General features: G+C 66.0%; 15 protein-coding genes and 1 riboswitch. Of the genes, 10 read left to right on the forward strand and 5 right to left on the reverse strand.

The annotated features are described in order from the left end of the window. The first annotated feature begins 11 nt into the window (after positions 1-11). Entirely contained in the window at positions 12-1,973 is a 1,962-nt protein-coding gene (locus ASG75_RS09485; protein WP_056388270.1) for an acyltransferase family protein, read from the forward strand. 6 nt (positions 1,974-1,979) lie between these two features. Here the strand turns inward: ASG75_RS09485 and ASG75_RS09490 are convergent, their stop codons facing one another. Beyond that, positions 1,980-3,020 carry a LysR family transcriptional regulator gene (locus tag ASG75_RS09490; RefSeq protein ID WP_056388272.1) on the reverse strand — a complete coding sequence of 347 codons (1,041 nt, stop codon included), beginning with the start codon at positions 3,018-3,020 and terminating at the stop codon, positions 1,980-1,982. A 122-nt stretch (positions 3,021-3,142) separates the two neighbouring features. Here ASG75_RS09490 and aceB point away from each other — a divergent pair, with 122 nt between their 5' ends. Together aceB and aceA are read left to right on the forward strand one after the other, a co-directional pair. Further along, positions 3,143-4,771 (forward strand): malate synthase A, encoded by a 1,629-nt coding sequence (gene aceB, locus ASG75_RS09495; RefSeq protein WP_056388275.1) that lies wholly within the window; start codon positions 3,143-3,145, stop codon positions 4,769-4,771. 45 nt (positions 4,772-4,816) lie between these two features. Then, complete coding sequence (gene aceA / locus ASG75_RS09500; RefSeq protein ID WP_056388277.1) at positions 4,817-6,112, forward strand: isocitrate lyase; 1,296 nt, start codon at positions 4,817-4,819, stop codon at positions 6,110-6,112. A 21-nt stretch (positions 6,113-6,133) separates the two neighbouring features. On the opposite strand, the gene ASG75_RS09505 is transcribed toward aceA, so the two are convergent. From ASG75_RS09505 to ASG75_RS09515, 3 genes are all read right to left on the reverse strand, one after another. Next, on the reverse strand, positions 6,134-7,927 hold the full coding sequence (locus tag ASG75_RS09505; protein WP_056388279.1) for a sodium:proton antiporter: 1,794 nt from the start codon (positions 7,925-7,927) through the stop codon (positions 6,134-6,136). 70 nt (positions 7,928-7,997) lie between these two features. Then, the gene (locus ASG75_RS09510; RefSeq protein WP_082547547.1) at positions 7,998-9,491 is read right to left on the reverse strand and encodes a YifB family Mg chelatase-like AAA ATPase; all 1,494 of its coding nucleotides are present in this window, start codon (positions 9,489-9,491) and stop codon (positions 7,998-8,000) included. 149 nt (positions 9,492-9,640) lie between these two features. Continuing rightward, positions 9,641-9,901, reverse strand: coding sequence for an accessory factor UbiK family protein (locus tag ASG75_RS09515; protein ID WP_056389254.1), 261 nt, complete (start codon positions 9,899-9,901; stop codon positions 9,641-9,643). Between the two features lie 180 nt (positions 9,902-10,081). On the opposite strand from ASG75_RS09515, the gene glnK reads away from it, so the two are divergent. The 3 genes from glnK (at position 10,082) to ASG75_RS09530 (ending at position 14,094) form a co-directional block, all read left to right on the forward strand. Beyond that, positions 10,082-10,420, forward strand: a complete 339-nt coding sequence (glnK, locus tag ASG75_RS09520; RefSeq protein WP_056388282.1) for a P-II family nitrogen regulator — start codon at positions 10,082-10,084, stop codon at positions 10,418-10,420. Between the two features lie 27 nt (positions 10,421-10,447). Beyond that, positions 10,448-11,188, forward strand: coding sequence for a PIN domain-containing protein (locus ASG75_RS09525; RefSeq protein WP_056388284.1), 741 nt, complete (start codon positions 10,448-10,450; stop codon positions 11,186-11,188). Positions 11,189-11,284: 96 nt separating this feature from the next. Beyond that, a riboswitch (cobalamin riboswitch) is annotated at positions 11,285-11,499 on the forward strand. A gap of 153 nt (positions 11,500-11,652) precedes the next feature. Next, positions 11,653-14,094: a ribonucleoside-diphosphate reductase subunit alpha gene (locus ASG75_RS09530; RefSeq protein WP_056388286.1), complete on the forward strand. Its 2,442-nt coding sequence runs from the start codon at positions 11,653-11,655 to the stop codon at positions 14,092-14,094. Between the two features lie 47 nt (positions 14,095-14,141). On the opposite strand, the gene ASG75_RS09535 is transcribed toward ASG75_RS09530, so the two are convergent. Beyond that, positions 14,142-14,438, reverse strand: a complete 297-nt coding sequence (locus ASG75_RS09535; RefSeq protein ID WP_056389257.1) for a GIY-YIG nuclease family protein — start codon at positions 14,436-14,438, stop codon at positions 14,142-14,144. 205 nt (positions 14,439-14,643) lie between these two features. On the opposite strand from ASG75_RS09535, the gene ASG75_RS09540 reads away from it, so the two are divergent. From ASG75_RS09540 to ASG75_RS09555, 4 genes are all read left to right on the forward strand, one after another. Next, the gene (locus ASG75_RS09540) at positions 14,644-15,669 is read left to right on the forward strand and encodes a ribonucleotide-diphosphate reductase subunit beta (protein WP_056388287.1); all 1,026 of its coding nucleotides are present in this window, start codon (positions 14,644-14,646) and stop codon (positions 15,667-15,669) included. Between the two features lie 252 nt (positions 15,670-15,921). Further along, positions 15,922-19,164: a TonB-dependent receptor gene (locus ASG75_RS09545; RefSeq protein ID WP_056388289.1), complete on the forward strand. Its 3,243-nt coding sequence runs from the start codon at positions 15,922-15,924 to the stop codon at positions 19,162-19,164. Between the two features lie 162 nt (positions 19,165-19,326). Next, on the forward strand, positions 19,327-19,716 hold the full coding sequence (locus ASG75_RS09550; RefSeq protein ID WP_056388291.1) for a BlaI/MecI/CopY family transcriptional regulator: 390 nt from the start codon (positions 19,327-19,329) through the stop codon (positions 19,714-19,716). A gap of 1 nt (position 19,717) precedes the next feature. Then, positions 19,718-21,559 carry a M56 family metallopeptidase gene (locus tag ASG75_RS09555; RefSeq protein ID WP_056388295.1) on the forward strand — a complete coding sequence of 614 codons (1,842 nt, stop codon included), beginning with the start codon at positions 19,718-19,720 and terminating at the stop codon, positions 21,557-21,559. Positions 21,560-21,742 lie beyond the last annotated feature (183 nt).

Genomic DNA, 21,742 nt, shown 5'->3' on the forward strand with positions numbered 1-21,742 from the left:
GACGGGCAGGCATGGACGCAGGCAAACCGCCGTTGCGCACCGACATCCAGGCCCTGCGCGGCCTGGCGGTACTGCTGGTAATCCTGCAGCACGCCCGCGCCGGTTTCATCGGCGCCGGCTGGCTGGGCGTTGACATCTTCTTCGTGATTTCCGGCTTCCTGATCACGAGCCTGCTGGCCAGGGACATCGGCCACGGCCGGTTCCGCTTCGCCACGTTCTACTTCCGCCGCGCCAAGCGCCTGCTGCCGGCCGCGTACGTCACCTTCGCGGCCACTGCGGCGGCTTCGTTCTTCCTGCTCGACGCCGGCGAGTGGCAGGATTTCACCCGGCAACTCGCGGGCGCGGTGAGCTTCACCGGCAACTTCGTGCTGCTGCAGCAGACCGGCTATTTCGCCGGCGCCGCGGCGCTCAAGCCGCTGCTGCACGTGTGGTCGCTGGCGGTCGAGGAGCAGTATTACCTGCTGCTGCCGGCGGCGCTGCTGCTGGTGCCGCGGCGCGGGTGGTTCGCCGGCAGCCTGGCGGTGCTGGCCACCAGCTTCGCGCTGTGCGTCGCGCTGACCTACTCGCGGCCCGATGCGGCGTTCTACCTGCTGCCCACGCGCGCCTGGGAACTGGCGATCGGCTCGCTCGCGGCGCTGGCCGGCGCGCAGGGTCCGCGGCGGCGGCGGCTGGTGTCGCTGCTGTTCCTGCCGGCGCTGGCCGCGCTGTTCGTGGTCCCGATCTGGCCGCTGCCCGCGCCCAACTTCGTCAACATCGCGATCGTCTGCGTGGCGACGCTGGTGGTGATCCTGCGCCGGCACGACGAACTGCAGGACCGCCCGATTCCGAACGCGCTGGCCGCCGTCGGCGACGCTTCGTACTCACTGTACCTGGTGCACTGGCCGATCTTCGCCCTGCTCAACAACGTCTACGCCGGCGACCCGTCCTTCGGCACGCCGACGCCGGAAGTGCTGGCCGGCGCGGTCGCGCTGGCGCTGCTGCTGGGCTTCGCCCTGTACCGCGGCGTCGAGCTGCCGGTGCGCCGGCTCGAAGCGCGTTCGCCACGGCACTGGTCGCTGGCCGCACTCGCCGCTTCGCTGTGCCTGGCGCTGCTGCCGCTCACCCTCGCCGCGCGCACCGGCACTCATGCGGTACGCGGACCGGCCATCGACTACGCCTGGCTGCGCCGCGACAACGTCGGCTTCGACGCGGCGTGCGACGGCTACCGGCGCCTGGAATACACCATGCGTTGCAGCAACGCGGCACATCCGGCCACGATGATCTGGGGCGACTCGTTCGCCATGCATCTGGTGCCGGGGCTGGCCGCGAGCATGCCTGGCGGAGTGCTGCAGGCCACCAAGAGCGCCTGCGGGCCGCTGCTGGGGCTGGCCCAGATCTACCGCGTGTACACGCGCGAATTCGCCGAGCGCTGCCTGGGCTTCAACGATTCGGTGATCGCCTATCTCGCGGCGCATCCGGAGATCCGCACCGTAGTGCTGTCCAGTCCGTTCTACGAGTACTTCGACCCGGCACGACGCATGCTGCACGTGGTCGACGGGCAGGCGCGGGTGGAATCGCCCGATGCAGACGCCGCGCTGGCGGCACTGACCGCCACCATCGGCCGGATCCGCGCACTGGGCCGGCGCGTGGTGATCGTGGCACCGCCGCCGGGCGACGGCTTCGACTATACCCATTGCCTGGAGCGCAAGGCGCGCAACCGCACGCTGTTCGGCCGCTTCATCGACTGCGACATCCCGCTGGCGCAATACCATGCCAGCAAGCGCCGGGTGCTCGACTTCCTGCAGCGGATTCGCGCGCGGGCAGGCGTCGAAGTGCTGTCGTTCGACGCGTTCCTGTGCGATGCGAAGGCGTGCCGGACCGAACTCGACGGCACCTTCCTGTACCGCGACGACGGCCACCTGTCGTACGACGGCTCGGTCCTGCTCGCCCGGCGCATGCATCTGGACGAACTGATCGCGAAGGCGGCGCGCTGACTTCCGCTAGCGCCCCGAGTGCCCCGACTCGTCGTAGTCACGATGAGTCAGCAGACCGGGCCGGATCAGGTCGACGAAGGCGCGCGCCTCGGCACTGAGGAACTTGCCCTTGCGCATCACCACGCCGTAGCTGCGCTGGGGGAAGTACTGCTTCATGTTGCGCACGGCCAGCCGGCCGTGATCGGCCGCGGTGATGCAGATGCCGGTGACGATCGAGATGCCCATGCCCATCGCCACGTACTCCTTGATCACGTCCCAGCCGCCCACTTCGATCGCCACGTGGTACGGCACCTGCTGCTGCTGGAACACCAGGTCGACCAGCCGGTAGGTGGACAGCCGTTGCGGCGGCAGGATCAGCCCATAGGGCGAAATATCCTCCAGCGTGATCTTGTCCTTCGCGGCCAGCGGATGATCCGGCGGCATGATCAGCATCGGGTCGTAGTGGTGCACCGGCGCCCACGCGATGTCGTTCGGCACGTCGAGCATCGAGCCGACCGCGAAGTCGGCATCATCGGCGCGCAGCAAGGCCAGGCCGTCCTTGCCGGTGACGTTGGCCAGCTGCAGTTGCACCGCAGGGAAGCGCTCGCGATAGCGGCGCACCAGCTCGGGCAGCAGGTACTGGATGGTCGAGGTGCCGGCGGCGATGGTCAGCCGACCGGCCTGCAGGCCCTTTACCTTGGCCTGGAAGTCGCGATCCAGCGTGTCCCAGCCCTCGACCAGCGGCCGCGCCAGCTCATACAGCGCCTCGCCCGCATCGGTGAGGTTGATGCGGCGCCGACGCCGCTCGACCAGGCTCGCCCCGAGCTCCCGTTCCAGCGCCTGCAACTGCAGGCTGATCGTGGGCTGCGACAGGTACAGCGCCTCGGCGGCGCGGGTCAGCGTGCCCAGTTTCACCACGCTGACAAACGCGCGCAGCTGCTTGTGGCGGTTGCCCTTGTAGTAGAAACGGCCGCCCACCTCATCGGCATGCTCGCCAGCAGCACGCTTTTTTGTTGCGTTGCGGCGCGACTTTTTCGGCTTGTTCAGCGTATCGGCTGGCCTTTTCATCTAGCCCATTCAATCAGTTGAAAAATGTATTAGTTATGCTCATAGTAATGATTGAAACATTCACTTTGTCAAATACATGATTTCTCCCTAGCTTCGAGTCATCCACGACTCGGAGCAACCCCATGGCAGTACCGCAGGAACGACTCGATACCGGCACCGTCGAGATCCATGCCGACCACGCCGGTTACGAAAGCATCCTGACCCCCGCGGCGCTGGGTTTCCTGGCCCAGTTGCACCGCCGCTTCGAGGCCACCCGGCAGCGCCTGCTGCGGGCTCGGCGCGAGCGCCAGGCGGGTTACGACGCTGGCGGCCTGCCGGATTTCCGCGCGGACACGCTGACGATCCGCGAATCCGAGTGGAGCGTGGCACCGATCCCGGCCGCACTGCAGGACCGCCGCGTCGAGATCACCGGACCGGTCGAGCGCAAGATGATCATCAACGCGCTGAACTCCGGCGCGAAGGTGTTCATGGCCGACTTCGAGGACTCCTCGGCACCCACGTTCGGCAACCAGCTCGACGGCCAGATCAACTTGCGCGACGCAGTGAACGGCACGATCGCGTTCACCTCGCCCGACGGCAGGAGCTACCGCGTCAACGACAAGCCGGCGGTGCTGGTGGTGCGTCCGCGCGGCTGGCATCTGCACGACAAGTTTTTCCGCGTGGACGGCGAACCGATGGCCGGCGCGCTGGTCGACTTCGGCCTGTTCGTGTTCCACAACGCCCGCGCGCTGCACAGCTGCGACCGCGGCCCGTACTTCTACCTGCCGAAACTCGAGGCGATGGAAGAAGCCGCGCTGTGGGACGCGGTGATGGCCGCGGCCGAGGACGAGTTGCAATTGCCGGTCGGCACGATGAAGGCCACCGTGCTGATCGAGACGCTGCCGGCGGCGTTCCAGATGCACGAGATCCTGCACGCGTTGCGCCGCCGCGCGGTCGGCCTCAACTGCGGCCGCTGGGACTACATCTTCTCGTACCTGAAAACCCTGTGCGGCCATCGCGACCGCCTGCTGCCCGAGCGCGGCCAGGTGCAGATGACCGCGCCGTTCCTGAAGGCCTATTCGGAACTGCTGATCCAGACCTGCCATCGCCGCGGCGCGTTCGCGATGGGCGGCATGGCCGCGCAGATCCCGATCAAGGGCGACGACGCAGCGAACGAAGCGGCGCTGGCCAAGGTGCGTGCCGACAAGCTGCGCGAAGTGCAGGCCGGCCACGACGGCACCTGGGTCGCGCATCCGGCGCTGGTGCCGGTGGCGCAGGACATCTTCGATCAGTACATGCCGGCGCCGAACCAGTTGCGTGTGCTGCGCCAGGACGTGCAGGTGAGCCGCGAACAGTTGCTCGCCGCGCCGAACGGCACGATCAGCCGCGCCGGTTTCGACAACAACGTCGAGGTCTGCCTGCGCTACACCGCCGCCTGGCTGGACGGCCTCGGCTGCGTGCCGATCCATCACCTGATGGAGGACGCCGCCACCGCCGAAATCGCCCGCGCGCAGTTGTGGCAGTGGCTGCATCATGCCGACGTTCCGGCCGGCGGGGCGCCGGTCGGGGGCGCGCTCGAGTTCCCCGACCACGCGCCGATCGACTTTGCGCTGTTCGATCACGCGGTGGCCACGCATGTCCACCGCCTGCGCGACAGCCAACACCCCGGCGCCACCCGCGCCGACGATGCCGCCGCACTGCTCGGCGCAATGACCCACGCCGATCAGCTCGGCGACTTCCTCACCTTGCCCGCTTACGAACAACTCGCCTGATCTGCTCGAACCGAGCCATCCAGACTTTCGCTACGGAGCCACGCCATGAAGACCACCCTGCCCACCGCCGAACAGATCACCCTGGACTGGAACAACAACCCGCGCTGGACCGGCGTTCAGCGCAACTACTCCGCCGAGGACGTGGTGCGCTTGCGCGGCACCGTCGCGGTCGAACACTCGCTGGCCCGCCGCGGCGCCGAGCGGCTGTGGAAGTCGCTGCACCAGGAGGACTTCGTCAACGCGCTGGGCGCGCTCACCGGCAACCAGGCGATGCAGCAGGTCAAGGCCGGCCTGCAGGCGATCTACCTGAGCGGCTGGCAGGTCGCCGCCGACGCCAACGTGGCCGGCGAGATGTATCCCGACCAGTCGCTGTACCCGGCCAACTCGGTACCGTTGGTGGTCAAGCGGATCAACAACACCCTGCTGCGCGCCGATCAGTTGCACCACGCCGAAGGCAAGGACGATTGCGACTGGCTGGTGCCGATCGTGGCCGACGCCGAGGCCGGTTTCGGCGGCGTGCTGAACGCGTTCGAGCTGATGAAGGCGATGATCGAGGCCGGCGCCGCCGGCGTGCACTTCGAGGATCAGCTGGCCTCGGTGAAGAAGTGCGGCCACATGGGCGGCAAGGTGCTGGTGCCTACGCGTGAAGCGGTGGACAAGTTGAACGCCGCGCGCCTCGCCGCCGACGTCGCCGGCGTGCCGACCCTGCTGGTGGCGCGCACCGACGCCGACGCCGCCGACCTGCTCACCTCCGACATCGACGCGAACGACAAGGCCTTCATCACCGGCGAACGCACCGTCGAAGGCTTCTACCGCGTGCGCCCCGGCCTGGACCAGGCGATCAGCCGCGGCCTCGCCTACGCGCCATACGCCGACCTGATCTGGTGCGAAACCAGCAAGCCGAACCTGGACGACGCACGCCGCTTCGCCGAGGCGATCCACGCGAAATTCCCCGGCAAGATGCTGGCCTACAACTGCTCGCCCAGCTTCAACTGGAAGAAGAACCTGGACGACGCCACCATCGCCAACTTCCAGAAGGAGCTGGGTGCGATGGGCTACAAGTTCCAGTTCATCACCCTGGCCGGCTTCCACAGCCTCAACTACGGCATGTTCGACCTGGCGCACGGCTACGCGCGCCGCCAGATGAGCGCGTTCGTGGAACTGCAGGAAAAGGAATTCGCCGCCGCCGACCGCGGCTTCACCGCGGTGAAACACCAACGCGAAGTGGGCACCGGCTACTTCGATGCTGTCACCCAGGCGATCCAGCAGGGCCAGTCCTCGACCACCGCGCTGAAGGGCTCGACCGAGGAAGCGCAGTTCAGGCAGGCCTCGGCGGCGTAACCGCCATGCCGTTGTGCAGGATCAGGCGCCGGAGGGCTGCGGCGGTACCAGCGCGATCACCGTCCAGCCCGGCTTCGGTTCCAGCTCGCGCTTGGCCGAAGCCACGCGCAACGCGCCCTTCTCCTCCACACCGAACATCAGCACGCTGTTCGAGCCGTATTGCTCGATGAAATGCGGCCAGTCGAAAGTGTTGCTGAGCCGGGTCGACTTGATCCGCCAGCCCTGTGCCAGCAGGTCGGCGAAACGGCCGTGGGTCATCTCTTCGTCGAACAATGGCGGGGCCAGCAGGCCGCCGGACAATGCCGCGCGATCGGTGTTTTCCTGCGGGGTCAGGTTGCGCAGCCGATACACTTTCTCGCGCCCGAACTCCTGCCGGTAATGCACGCAGGCCAGCGAGTTGCGCTCGCGGTGGGTGGAGACCGCCAGCAGCCGGCCGATGCCGGTGAGGTCGAGGTGGCGTTCGGCATGCGGCGAGGCCGGATTGCCGAAGAACGTGGCGAGCCCTTCCATCCGCGCCAGCCGGATGCCGTCCCAGTCGTCGTCGGCCAGCACCACGCGGAAACCGGCCTCGTCCAGCACCTTGCCGATCGCACGGGCGACCTGATCCGAGCCGAAGATCAGCACGCCGCGCGGCTCCGGCTCGGCCACCTTCAGCCAGATCGCCAGCGGCCGCGCGGTGGCGCTCTGCAGGATCACCGTGCCGATGATCAGGGTGAACACCAGCGGCACCAGCGCCTCGGCACCGGCCACGCCGAGCTGATCCAGACGCAGCGCGAACAGCGCCGACACCGACGCCGCCACGATGCCGCGCGGCGCCACCCAGCCGATCAGCGTGCGCTCGCGCCAATTCAAGCCACTGCCGAAACTCGAGAGCGCCACGGTCAGCGGCCGCACCACCAGCTGCGCGATCACGAACAGGGCGATGCCCGCGCCCAGCATGCCGTCCGGCAGCGGCCAATGCAGCCGCGCCGCCAGCAGGATGAACAGCAGCGACACCAGCACCGTGGTGAGGCTTTCCTTGAAGTCGAGGATGTCGTCGATGTGCACGCCGCGCAGGTTGCCCAGCGCGATACCCATGATCGTCACCGCCAGCAGCCCCGACTCGTGGGTGATCGTGTTGGATACGCTGAAGGCGAACAGCACCGCAGCCAGCACGGCGTAGTTCTGCAGGTATTCGGGGATCATCTGGCGGCGCAGGAAGAACGCCATCAGCCAGGCGGACAGCGCGCCGATCACCACCCCGCAGCCGATCGTCGCCACGAAGATGCCGATGGTGTGGCCTTCCTGGCGCGACACGATCGCCTCGTAGATCAGCACCGCGAACAGCGCGCCCAACGGGTCGATCACGATGCCTTCCCAGCGCAGCGTGTTGGCGACGCGCGCGTTCGGGCGCAGGGTGCGCAGCATCGGCGCGATCACCGTCGGCCCGGTCACGCAGGCCAGCGCGCCGAACAGCAACGCGATCGGCCAGGCCAGGCCGGCGACGAGATGCGCGGCCAGCGCCAGCAGCAGCAACGAGGCCACCGCGCCATAACTGACCAGCCCGCGCACCGCCTTGCCGATCCCCGGCAGCTCATGAAAGCGCAGGGTCAGGCTGCCCTCGAACAGGATCAGCGCCACCGCCAGCGACACGGTCGGGAACAGCAGCCCGCCGAGCAGCTTGTCCGGATCGAGCACGCCGCTGACCGGCCCCAGCACGATGCCGGCCAGCAGCAGGAACAGGATCGCCGGCAGCTTGACCCGCCACGCCAGCCACTGCGCCAGGAAGCCGATCATCAGCATGCCGGCGAGCATCAGGCCCAGCTCGATAGTCATCGCAGTCCTTGGAAGATCAGGCCGCTATCGAAACATGCACCGACGAAGACGTCCAGCCGGCAGGCGACACTCAGAAGCGGCGGTATTGCAGCGCCTCGGCCAGGTGCTCGCGCTCCAGCAGCGCGGCACCGCCGTCGAGATCGGCAATCGTGCGGGCCACTCGCAGCACGCGATGGTAGGCGCGTGCGGACAGGCCCAGCCGCTCCAGTGCATGCTCGAACCAGCGCCGCTCGGCGGGGCCCAGCGCGCAGTCGCGCTCCAGCTCGCGCGTGCTGATCTCGGCATTCGGTCGCCCCGCCCGCATCAGCGATTGCCGCCGCGCCCTGAGTACGCGCGCGCGCACCGTGGCGGAATCCTCGTCGCGTTCATTGCGTGGCGTGCCCAGTTCGGCCAGCGGTACCGGCGGCACTTCCACGCACAGGTCGATGCGATCGAGCAACGGCCCGGAGATGCGTGCGCGGTAGCGCTGGATCTGGTCCGGCGTGCACTGGCAACGCGGGTCGCCGGCGTAGCCGCACGGGCAGGGATTCATCGCCGCGATCAGCTGGAACTGGGCGGGAAAGGTCGACTGCCGCGCCGCCCGCGAAATCATGATGTGGCCCGATTCCATCGGCTCGCGCAGCACTTCCAGCACGTGCCGGCTGAACTCGGGCAGCTCGTCCAGGAACAGCACGCCGTTGTGCGCCAGCGAGATCTCGCCCGGGCGCGGATACGAACCGCCACCGACCAGCGCCACCGCCGACGCGGTGTGGTGCGGCGCGCGAAAGGGACGCCGGCGCCAGCGCGCCAGGTCGGTCACCTGCCCGGCCACCGACAGCACGGCGCAGGTTTCCAGCGCCTCCGATTCCGACAGCGGCGGCAGGATGCCGGGCAGGCGCTCGGCCAGCATGGTCTTGCCGGTGCCCGGCGGACCCACCAGCAAGAGGTGATGGCCGCCGACGGCAGTGATCTCCAGCGCGCGCCGCGCCTGCAACTGGCCGCGCACGTCGGCCAGGTCCGGACCGTCTTCGGCGCCGCCATTGCTGGGAATGCCGACCGGCATCGACAGCTCGTGCGCGCCGCGCAGCCAGCCGCACACCTCGGCCAGGGTGTCGGCCACCCGCACGTCCATATCCGGCACCAGCGCCGCTTCGGCGGCATTCTCGCGCGGCACCACCACGCGGCGCCCGCGGGCTCGCGCGCGCAGCAGCGCCGGCAGCACGCCGGATACGCTGCGCAGCGAGCCGGTCAGCGCCAGCTCGCCGAGGAACTCGCAGTCGTCCAGTTTCTCGCGCGGCACCTGGCCGCTGGCGGCGAGGATGCCCAGTGCGATCGGCAGATCGAAACGGCCGCCATCCTTCGGCAATTCGGCCGGCGCGAGGTTCACGGTGACGCGGCGACCGGGATATTCGAACGCGGTGTTCTGGATCGCCACGCGCACGCGATCGCGCGCCTCGCGCACCGCGGCCTCGGGCAGGCCGACGATATTGGTGCACGGCAAGCCGCCGGAAAGGTGTACCTCGACCATCACCTGCGGTGCGGCGATCCCTTCCTGGGCGCGGCTGAGGGTGACGGCAAGACTCATGCGGCCGCTGATCGCTGACGCATGGAGGACGGGTCGCTGACAGAAACGAACATCGAGCGACTCCATCCAGCAGTGCTAATAAATAACCGCCTCCGATCGTTCTCGGGGTGAGGGTGACGGATCGGAGGCGGCTCCCGGGAGGGCGGTTGTCACTGACCCGCGCGGGCAGCCACTGTGGCCTCCAGCTCGGCCACGCGTCGCTCCAATTCGTCGACCTTGGCGCGGGTACGCGCCAGTACCTGGGACTGGACTTCGAATTCTTCGCGGGTGACCAGGTCGAGGCGGCGCAGTCCCTGCGCCAGAACGTCCTGGAAGTTGGTTCGCAAATCCTGATGCGCCTGTGCCACCCCTGGCGGTACCAACGACACAAGTCGCAGGGCAATCTTGTCGATATCCTGCCTATCCATCATGGATAGCACCTCGAACTCGTCGAGGTAAATATTAGGTGAATGGAAATCGGGTGCGCCATCGGTATGCTCCGTCAAAAACTGTAGGGATTGTCCTACACGTGCCGTTCCCGGCGCGACAATGCCCCGCCGGACAGGCAAAATGCACCTTCAGCATCACCGATGCCTTTCAAGGAACCACCCATGAAGCTGGTCGTGGCGATCATCAAGCCGTTCAAGCTGGACGACGTGCGCGAAGCGCTAGCCGAAGTCGGTGTGCAGGGCATCACGGTCACCGAAGTGAAGGGTTTCGGCCGCCAGAAAGGCCACACCGAGCTGTACCGCGGCGCCGAGTACGTGGTCGACTTCCTGCCCAAGATCAAGCTGGAAGCGGCGGTGGCCGACGATCAGCTCGACCGGGTGCTGGAAGCCATCCAGGCCTCCGCCCGCACCGGCAAGATCGGCGACGGCAAGATCTTCGTCAGCACGCTGGAACAGGTGATCCGCATCCGCACCGGCGAGCTGGATCACGACGCGTTGTGAGACTCGATCAATCAGTCAGGGAGTGACATGAGCCCGCATTTCGTCCTGGTCGACTTTGAGAATGTGCAGCCAGAAAGTCTGGGGCCGCTAAAGCCCGGTACGTGCCGGATCTACATTTTCCTGGGTCAGCAGCAATCGAAGATATCACTGGAACTTACCAAGGCGCTGCAACCATTCGGCGATGACGTAAGGTACATACAGATCGTCGGCAACGGCCCCAACGCGCTCGATTTTCATATCTCTTTCTACGTTGGCCAATTGGCGGCCCTGCACCCAGACGCTCGATTTACCATCGTCTCGAAAGATGGTGGTTTCGACCCGCTGATCAAGCACATCACGACACTGAAGATGGCATGCCGACGGGTCAAGAGCCTTGATGGTGCCGCCAAGACCACCCCAACGGCCGCGGCGCCAGTGACACCAGCGAAAAAGGCCACGAGCAAGCTCGTCATCAGCTTTACTCCGCCACATGACGCATCCTCGGCGAAGTCTCAGGGCGTTGCACAAGTCGCCACACCTCCCAAACCATCACCCAAAATCGACCCTGTACAGCAACGGGTCGATGAGACGCTTGCCCGCCTCGCCGGGATGAAGAAATCCAAACCTGCGAGCCTCAAGACCCTTCGATCCTCAATTGCATCATGGTTCACGCCCAAGCTGGCCGGGACAACACTTGAAGCCGTGATCAACCGTCTAACGCAAAAAGGTCATATCAAGCTGACCGGCAACAAAGTGAGCTATGCCCTGAAGCCCGCCGAAAAAAAGTGACGACGTGGATCCGTGTCGACAAGCCGGACGACAAGCGGCACGTAACTCATTCATAGCAAACACACAACATATCGAGTTGACCTTGCTCGGGTCACCCGATATGTTGTGTCCGTCGGTGCCCGACCAGATGCGACATCGGTCGGGCTTAAAAGGGAATCCGGTGTAACTCCGGAACTGCCCCGCAGCGGTAAAGCGGAAACGAACGTCCCCACATGCACTGGTCGTCCACGACTGGGAAGCGGGGGCAAGTAGGCGGATCGCCAGATCCCCGTCCGCAAGTCCGAAGACCTGCCGGCACACCGGGACGAACGTGTCCCGGTGCGTAGTGACGGCCTCCGCGGGGAAGTGCGTCGTGGAGCAGGACGCCGCACGGTGCCCGGCTTGCGCGTCGCCTCCGGAATCCATCGCTATCAGGCCCTGCGCGCGGGAGCAGGCGTTTGATGTCCATGCCGGAGCCACCAGCCATGCAACCCCTCGATACCACCGAACGCGAGCGCACCGTCGCGCGCGCCGACTCGTCCGCCGCCATCGGCGAAACGCCCGCACCCGAAACCGCGTTCGCGCTGACCCCGCCGCACAGCGCGGCACAGATGCGCGTGACCAAGCGCAACGGCGGCCAGGAAACCGTCGACGTCAACAAGATCGTGCGCGCCGTCACGCGCAGCGCCGAAGGCCTGCACGGCGTCGATCCGCTGCGCGTAGCGCTGAAGACCATCGGCGGTCTGTACGACGGCGCCACCACCCAGGAACTCGACCAGCTTTCCATCCGCACCGCCGCCGGCCTGACCGCCGAGGAACCCGAATACGGCCAGCTCGCGGCGCGCCTGCTCGGCGCGTACATCGACAAGGAAGTCAGTGGCCAGGAAATCCAGAGCTTCTCGCAGTCGATCGCACGCGGCGCCGAACTGGGTATCTTGAACGACCGTCTGCGCGATTTCGTCGCCGCCAACGCGCGCAAGCTCAACGACGCGATCGACCCGCTGGCCACCCGCCGCTTCGAATACTTCGGCCTGCGCACCGTGTACGACCGCTACCTGCTGCGCCACCCGCAGCAACGGCGAGTGATCGAGACGCCGCAACATTTCTTCATGCGCATCGCCTGCGCGCTGGGCGGCAACGAGATCGGCGAAACGCTGGAACTCTACCGGCTGCTGTCGTCACTGGAATATATTGCCAGTTCACCTACGCTGTTCAACGCTGGCACCTGCCACGAACAGCTCAGCTCGTGCTACCTGCTCGACTCGCCGGTCGACTCGCTGGAGTCGATCTACGACAAGTACGCCGACGTCGCCAAGCTCAGCAAATTCGCCGGCGGCATCGGTCTGGCGTATTCGCGGGTGCGTTCGCGCGGCTCGCTGATCAAGGGCACCAACGGCCACTCGAATGGTTTGCTGCCGTGGCTGAAGACGCTGGATGCGTCGGTCGCCGCGGTGAACCAGGGCGGCAAACGCAAAGGTGCCGCATGCGTCTACCTGGAATCGTGGCACGCCGACATCGAGGATTTCCTCGAACTGCGCGACAACACCGGTGACGACGCGCGACGCGCGCACAATCTCAACATCGCGAACTGGATCCCCGACGAATTCATGCGCCGCGTCGAGAACGATGGCGAGTGGTCGCTGTTCGATCCGAAGGTCGTGCCGCATCTGGTCGACAGCTGGGGCGAGACGTTCGATGTTGCGTATCGCCAGGCCGAAGCCGACGGCCTCGCCGTGAAAACCGTGAAGGCGCGCGGGCTGTACGCGCGCATGATGCGCACGCTGGCGCAGACCGGCAACGGCTGGATGACGTTCAAGGATCGCTGCAACGCCACCAGCAACCAGACGTCCAACGCCGACAACGTGATCCATCTGTCCAATCTGTGCACCGAGATTCTGGAAGTGAGTTCGGCGACCGAGACGGCGGTGTGCAACCTGGGCTCGGTGAACCTGGCGCGGCACGTTGTCGACGGCGCGTTCGACTTCGACCAGCTCGCCGCCACCGTGCGCACCGCCGTGCGCCAGCTCAACCGGGTGATCGACCTCAACTATTACCCGATCGAGACCGCGCGTACCGCCAACATGAAGTGGCGGCCAGTCGGGCTCGGCGTAATGGGCCTGCAGGATGTGTTCTTCAAGCTGCGGCTGCCGTTCGATTCGGCCGAGGCATCGGCGCTGTCCACGCGCATCGCCGAGGAAATCTATTTCCACGCGTTGTCGCAATCGTGCGAACTGGCCGAGGCCGACGGCGCACACCCCGGCTTCGCCGAAAGCCGCGCCGCGAACGGCGAGCTGCAGTTCGACCATTGGCCGAACGCCGTACCGCACGACGACGCACGCTGGGACGCCTTGCGCGAACGCATCAAGCAGCACGGCCTGCGCAACTCGCTGCTGATCGCGATCGCGCCCACCGCCACCATCGCCTCGATCGCCGGTTGCTACGAATGCATCGAGCCGCAGGTATCGAACCTGTTCAAGCGCGAGACGCTGTCCGGCGATTTCCTGCAGGTGAATCGCTATCTGGCCGACGAACTGAAGACACTGGGACTGTGGACGTCCGAAATCCGCGACGCGATCAAGCGGGCGGAAGGTTCGATCCAGGGTATCGCCGCGATCCCCGAACGCCTGCGCGCCATCTACCGCACCGTGTGGGAACTGCCGCAGAAGTCGCTGATCGACCTGGCCGCCGCGCGCGGCGCCTGGATCGACCAGAGCCAGTCGCTGAACCTGTTCATGGAAAACCCGAACATCGGCCAGTTGAGCTCGATGTACATGTACGCGTGGAAGTCCGGCATCAAGACCACGTATTACCTGCGCTCGCGGCCGGCGACGAAGATCGCCAAGACTACGGTAAGCGACCAGGTGCAGGCCAACGCAGCCGTCGTCTGCTCGCTGGAGAATCCCGAGTACTGCGAGGCCTGCCAGTAACCCCACGCTCGTCATCCCGGCGAACGCTGGAATGACGGTGTGGCGGGTCAGCAACAAATCTCCGCATACAGATCCCGCCAATACGGATTGGATTTCTCGATGAGCTCGATCTTCCATGCACGCTTCCACGCCTTGATCGCCTTCTCGCGAGTGACCGCGGACTCCATCGTCTCGTACAACTCGAACCAGACAAGGTCATGCACACGGTGACGTTGGGTAAAGCCCTCAACCACGTCGTTTCGATGCTGCCAGATGCGTGCCGGCAGGTTGGAAGTAACACCGACGTACAGCGTGCCGTTGCGCTGACTGGCGAGGAGGTAGACACATGGATTTCGTTCTTGCATGCGGCGAATCCGTTCACGCAGTTCAAGCGTCCGGAAATCTACCAATGAAGCGTCCGTCATCCCAGCGGAAGCTGGGACCCAGAGCCTTTGCCCTACATGACATCGCGACGAAAGCCCCAGTCACTGGATCCCGGCTTTCGCCGGGATGACGAGCCAAGAGCATTTGCGCCTTATCGGCTGCGAAACCACACAAGGAAATCCCACCATGTCCGCCCAACCCGCCCGCAACGCCCATATCCTCGACCCCGGTTTCGAGCTGACGCTCCGCCCGATGCGCTACCCCGATTTCTACGAGATGTACCGCAACGCGATCAAGAACACCTGGACCGTCGAGGAGGTGGATTTCTCGATGGATACGCGCGACCTCAATACGAAGATGTCCGCCGCCGACCGTCACCTGATCCAGCGCCTGGTAGCGTTCTTCGCCACCGGCGACACCATCGTGTCGAACAACCTGGTGCTGAACCTGTACCAGCACATCAACGCGCCGGAAGCGCGCATGTACCTGTCGCGCCAGCTGTACGAGGAAGCGCTGCACGTGCAGTTCTACCTCACCCTGCTGGACACTTATATCCCCGATCCGGCCGAGCGCAACGGCGCATTCGCCGCGATCGAGACGATTCCGTCGATCCGCCAGAAAGTCGCGTTCTGCTTCAAGTGGATCGACTCGATCCAGGATCTGCGCCGGCTGGAAACGCGCGAGCACCGCCGCCAGTTCCTTCTCAACCTGATCTGCTTCGCCGCCTGCATCGAGGGGCTGTTCTTCTACGCCGCGTTCGCCTACGTCTACTACCTGCGCTCGCGCGGCCTGCTGCACGGCTTGGCCGCCGGCACCAACTGGGTGTTCCGCGACGAGAGCGGGCACATGGCGTTCGCGTTCGAAGTGGTGCGCACCGTGCGCGCGCAGGAACCGGAACTGTTCGACGACGCCATGCGCGCGCAGGTCGAGGAGATGATGGAAGACGCGATTGCCTGCGAGACCCAGTTCGCCGAGGACGTGCTGTCCGGCGGCGTCGCCGGCATGTCGGTGAAGGACATGCGCCAGTACCTCGAATACTGCGCCGACCAGCGTTTCGCCCAGCTCGACATGCCGAAAAAATACGGCGCGAAGAACCCGTTCGACTTCATGGATCTGCAGGATGTGCAGGAACTGGCCAACTTCTTCGAGCGGCGCGTCTCGGCCTATCAGGTCGGCGTGCAGGGCGAGGTGGCGTTCGACATGGCGTTCTGAGCATCCGCCGCGGGCACTCGTAATTTCCTGCGGCAGATCACTGCGAATTGCGGGCTTCCAGGCAGATGCCAGTGTCTCGAAAGCTCACTAGAATCGGGCCCTGATCTGCCCCTGTCGGCCGCCACGGGCTGCTCTCGCCGATCGAACCATGGGGAAACCCCGATGATCCGGGCCTTCGGGAGCGCAGCGCTCCCGTGGGGTCTGCGCCGCGAAGGGTCAGCCCCATACCGCCAACGCATGCAAGGATCCCAGATGACTACCCCTTTCCGCGTCAGAGTGCTGCCCCTCGCCATCGCTTCGTTGTTGGCCATGGCTCCGGTGGCTGCCCAGAACGTCACCACCTCCGGCGTCAGCGGCCGCGTGCTGGACGCCCATGGCCAGCCGGTCGCCGGCGCCACGGTGACGATCGTGCACCAGCCTTCGGGTACCACCAAGTCGATGCTTACCGACAGCGATGGTCGCTATACCGCACAAGGCCTGCGCGTCGGTGGTCCGTTCGAGATCACCGCGAGCAAGGCGGAGCAGACCGTCGAGCGTGACAATGTCTATCTGCAGCTCGGCCAACCCTCGTCGATCAACCTGAGCCTGACCTCCGCTGCGGCGAGCGCCAGCAACCTGGCCGCGGTGACGGTCAGCGCCACCACTCTGGCGCAGACTTTTTCCTCGGACAACAAGGGCCTGTCGACCAACATTTCGCAACAGCAGCTGCAAGCCACGCCGCAGGGCAACCGCTCGATCGACGACGTGGCCCGGCTGGACCCGCGCATCAACGTGACCGACCAGGGCACCGGTGCGATCTCCGCCAACGGCATGAACAACCGCTACAACAACGTCAGCGTCGACGGCGTCAGCCAGGGCGATCCGTTCGGCCTCAACGCCAACGGCCTGCCGTACCAGAAGTCGCCGATCTCGCCGGAAACGATCGCCGAGTACAACATCTCGACCGCCACCTACGACACCGCCTCCGACACGGTCGGTGCCGACGTCAACGCGGTGACCAAGTCGGGCACCAACCAGTTCCACGGCTCGGTCTACTACGCCTACCGCAACGCCAACCACCTGGTAGGCGATGCCGGCTGGCTGGACAACAGCAACCCCGGCTACCACTACAAGGGCTACCAGAAGGATTCCACCGGCGGCTTCAACGTGGGCGGCCCGATCATCAAGGACAAGCTGTTCTTCTTCGTCTCGGCCGAGCACGAGAAGACCACCGGCATCGGCGCCGATTCCGCCAACGGCCTGGACGACTCGCTGGGCCAGGGCCCCTCGACCAGCAACAAGGTGTCGCCGGGCGACCTGCAGAAGGTGATCGACGCAGCGACGCAGCTCGGCCTCACCCCCGGCAACTTCGGCGGGGCGACCGGCCTGACCTACGACGACAAGCGCTATCTGGGCAAGATCGACTGGAACATCAGCAACAACCACCGCGCCAGCTTCACCTACCAGAACACCAAGGAACAGCTGCCCGCCGTCGGCGGCAACAGCCCCAGCAGCATCGGCCTGACCAGCTACACCTACACCAAGGCCATCAGCACCGAGAACTATGTGGCCCACGTGTTCGACGACTGGTCGGACAACTTCTCCACCGAGGCCAAAGTCGGGTTCCAGAAATTCGTGCAGGACACCACCGCGCCGTATCAGCAGCCTGCGGTCAACGTGAATCTCTCGCCCACCGGCAAGGGCCCGTCGATCAACCTGGGCGAGGAGCGCTTCCGTCACTACAACCACATCGATACCAAGAAGTTCAGCGTGTTCCTGGCCGGCACCTATTACCTCGGCGACCACGCGATCAAGGGCGGCGTCGACTACCAGCGCAACAAGATCAACAACCTGTTCGGCCAGACCGAGTTCGGCCAGTACAACTTCTGGGGCATCGACAACTTCCTGGCTGGCAACTACAACTCGTACATTCTGTTCCACCCGGCGCCCGGCTACACGCTCAACGACATCGCCGGCCAATGGACCTACAGCCAGTACAGCCCGTTCCTGCAGGACACCTGGCAGGTCAACGAGAAGCTGTCGGTGCAGTACGGCGTGCGCGTGGACATTCCGCATTCCAGTGCCCCGCCGGTCTACAACGCCGCGTTCGAGCAGGCCTTCGGCTACCGCAACAACTACACGGTAGGTTCCGGCAACCGCGTGGTGGAACCGCGGCTGTCGTTCAACTACGCGTTCGACAGCGCGTACAAGACCCAGCTGCGCGGCGGTGTCGGCCTGTTCCAGACCTCGCCGCCCACGGTGTGGATGACCAACCCGTACCAGAACAACGGCGTCACCCTGCTTTCCTACACCACCTTCGATCCGTCGCAGGCGCCGTTCAGCCCGGATCCGTTCAACCAGAATATTCCGGCGGGTGGCGGCGCCGGTTCGATCGACACGATCGCCAGGGACTTCCGCCTGCCGACGGTGTGGAAGGCCAGCCTGGCACTGGATCGCGAGCTGCCGTGGTGGGGCCTGGTGGCGTCGGCCGAATACCAGCACATCAAGGTGCGCGACGGCATCCTGTATCAGGCGTCCAACTTCGGCGCGCCCACCGGCGTACTGCCGGATGGCCGTCTGCAGTTCTGGAAGACCCCCGGCGAGGCGCCCACCTCGAAAGACGCGCTGGCCAACCAGAACCGCGCCTTCAGCACGCAGTCGACCCTGCTCACCAACACCCACAAGGGCAAGTCCGACAGCTTCACCCTGGCGTTGAGCAAGCCGTTCTCCGAAGGCTTCTCCGGCACCGCCAGCATGACCTTCAACCATGCCACCGATGTCGATCCGGGTACCGACACGATCGCCTACAACGGCTACCAGCGCGTGGCGCGACTGAACCCGAACAGCGACGTGGCTGCCACCTCCAACTACAGCATCGCCAAGAGCTTCAAGGCCTCGCTGAACTGGCAGCACAACTTCTTCGGCGACTATCGCACCCAGGTATCGATGTTCTACAACGGCCGCACCGGCAACCCGTACACGTGGGTGTTCACCAACGACGCCAACGGCGATAGCGTTTCCGGCTGGGATCCGGTCTACATCCCGACGGCCGGCGACGCCAGGGTGGCCTACGCCGCCGGCACCAGCGCCCAGGTGATCAAGCAATTCGAGGATTTCCTCGCCAGCGACAGCTACCTGCGCGATCACCGTGGCCAGGTCGCCAGCCGCAACGGCGCCCGCACGGCCTGGGTCAACTCGCTCGACATGAGTTTCTCGCAGGAAGTACCCGGCATCTTCAAGGGCAACAAGGGCGAAATCCGGCTGGACGTGTACAACTTCCTCAACCTGCTCAACAAGGACTGGGGCCAGGCAAGCAACACCGGCATCTACCCGACCCGCACGCTGGCCAGCTACGCCGGCGTCAACGCGCAGGGCCAGTACGTGTACACGCTGCCCACCGACAAGAACGGCAACTACCAGCCGCAACAGCTGCAGGTCTACGACGGCGGCTTCTACGACCCCAGCCGCGTGGTGTCGCGCTGGTCGGCGATGCTTACGCTGCGCTACACGTTCTGACTGATCCGCACGCAACGTGCAGAAAACCGGCGCCTTGATGGCGCCGGTTTTCTTTGTGCCGCAACGAACCTCCACGGTTCGGCCAATGACCGACGGCCTATTGACTACAGCTGTAGTCAAGGCGTACGGTGACTACACTTGTAGTCATACGGCGTCACGCTCATGCGCAAACCCACCATCGGCGACCAGGAACTGGCGCTGCTGCACCACCTCGACGAATGCGGCGCCGCCGCCTCGGTCGGCGAAGTGGCGGCGAGCTTCGGCGAACCGCGCGGGCTGGCCCGCTCCACCGTGCTGACCATGATGGAGCGCCTGCGCGGCAAGGGCTATCTCAAACGCCGGCAGCTCAAGGGGATGTTCCGCTACAGCACCGCCACCGGTCCGGGTGAAGTGATGCGCAGCGCCGTGGGCAGCTTCGTCGAGAAGACGCTGAGCGGCTCGGTCTCGCCGTTCGTGGCCTGGATGTCGGAGCGTGCCGAAGTTTCCGACACTGAGCTGGCCGAGCTCGAGGCGCTGGTAACCCAGCTGCAATCGCGGCGCAAGGAGTCGTGAGATGGACGCACTCAATCACTTCGCCGACATCCTGCTGACGCGACTGGTCTGGACGTCCATCCAGGCCACCCTGCTGATCGGCGCCGTCTACCTGGCCGGCCGTCTGTGGCCGCGATTGTCGGCAGCGATGCGCTGCATGCTGTGGTGGCTGGTCGGCGCCCAGCTGCTGTTCGGCCTGCTGTGGCATGCGCCGCTGGAGCTTCCGTTGCTGTCGCCCGCTCCGCTGGAAGCGACCGCGCCGGTCACGCCGCCGGTGGCGTTCTTCGCCACGACGGCGACCGCCGACGCCGCACTGCCGTCGATCGCTTCGCCGGCCACACCGGCGTTGTCCTGGCGCACCGGCATCGCCCTGTCGTGGCTGGCCGTCGTGCTGTTGCAGGCGCTGATCGCGCTGCGCCAACGGCGGCAGGCGCGACGCATGCTGCGTGAATCGCAAGCCTTGCGCGATGCCTCGTTGCAAGCGCTGTGCACACAGCAGTCGCGGCAGCTCGGCTTGCGCCGCTGTCCACGGCTGCGCGTCTCGGACGCGATCATCTCGCCGCAGGTGACCGGCCTGTGGCGGCCCACCGTGCTGCTGCCGGCCGGCCACGCGCTCAGTGCCGACGAAGCGGCGATGGCGATCGCGCACGAGCTGGCCCACCTGCGCCGCGGCGACCTGTGGCTGGCCTGGGTGCCGGCAATCGCGCAGTGCCTGTTCTGCTTCCACCCGCTGGTGCGCTGGGCGATACGCGAATACGCGCTCAACCGCGAATCGGCCTGCGATGCGCAGGTCCTGCAGCAGGACCACGCCGCGCCGCAGGATTACGGCCGCCTGCTGCTGCGCCTCGGCGTGGCGCAGCCGATGCACGCCGGCCTCGCCGGCGCTTCCCCGTCCTTCCACAACCTCAAGAGGCGACTGACCATGTTGCAGCAACCCGTGAACCAGCCGTCGTTGCGCACGCGCGGCTGGCTGCTCGTCGCACTGATCGCCCTCGTCGGCGTGCTGCCCTATCGCGTGACGGCAGCCGGCGCGGACAACACTCCCGCCACGCCAGCTTCCACGCAGGCGAGCCTGCTGCCGCCACCGCCACCCCCGCCGCCGGCTCCCCCAGCGGCACCGCTCCCCGCTGTTCCCGCCGTGCCGCCGGCACCACCGCTGCCACCCGCCCCGCCGCACGATGCCAGTGGCCTGCACGTCCACTACGCCAACGTCGCCATCCATACCGATGCCAGCGAAGGCTTCGCGTTGTTCGACGGCGATGCGGCCATCGTCAACGGCAGCGACGTCGACCTCGCCGCCGCCAAGCGCCTGCAGCGGGACGGCAAGCCCACGATGTGGTTTCGCCGTGGCGACAAGGCCTATCTGATCGACGACCCCGCCTACGTGCAACGCGCGAAGGCCGCCTACGCGCCGGTCGACGCCCTAGCCAAGCAACAAGGCGAACTGGGCGGCAAGCAGGGTGCGCTCGGCGGCAAACAGGGCGCCCTGGGCGCGCAGCAAGGCATGCTGGGCGCCCAGCAGGGGCAGCTCGCCGGCCAGCGCGCGATGCTGGCCAGCCGGCAAGCCACGCTCGCCGCGCAATCCAGCCAGCGCGACCACGCCGCTGAAACGCAGGCGAACCGTACCAAGCTGGAAGCCAGCGAGCAGGAACTCGATCGGCGGCAGGAAACGCTCAGTCAGCAACAGTCGGCACTGGGCCGGCAGCAGGCCGAACTCGGCAAGCAGCAGGAAGCGCTTGGCGCGCAACAGGAAGCGCTGGGCAAGCGCCAGCAACAAGCCACCAGCCAGGCCAGTCAGCAGATCACGAAGCTGCTCGACGAAGCGATCACCAAGGGCGTCGCCAAGCCGACGAGCCTGCGCTGACTCAGCCTTCCAAAACCGCCCCCTGTCTGCGGGAAAATCCCTCGGGTGAGGGAGCGCTCTTCCGCCAAGCCAAGGTCAAGAGCGTCACCCCCTCCTGACCTCCCCCTGCTGCGCAGGGGGAGGAACCAGGCGTGTTGCTTCTGCTCTGCAAGCGGGGAAAGAACGACGGCGTCGGCGTTTCAC

Origin of the sequence: Rhodanobacter sp. Soil772 (assembly GCF_001428385.1) — a bacterium.
Classification (GTDB): Bacteria; Pseudomonadota; Gammaproteobacteria; order Xanthomonadales; family Rhodanobacteraceae; genus Rhodanobacter.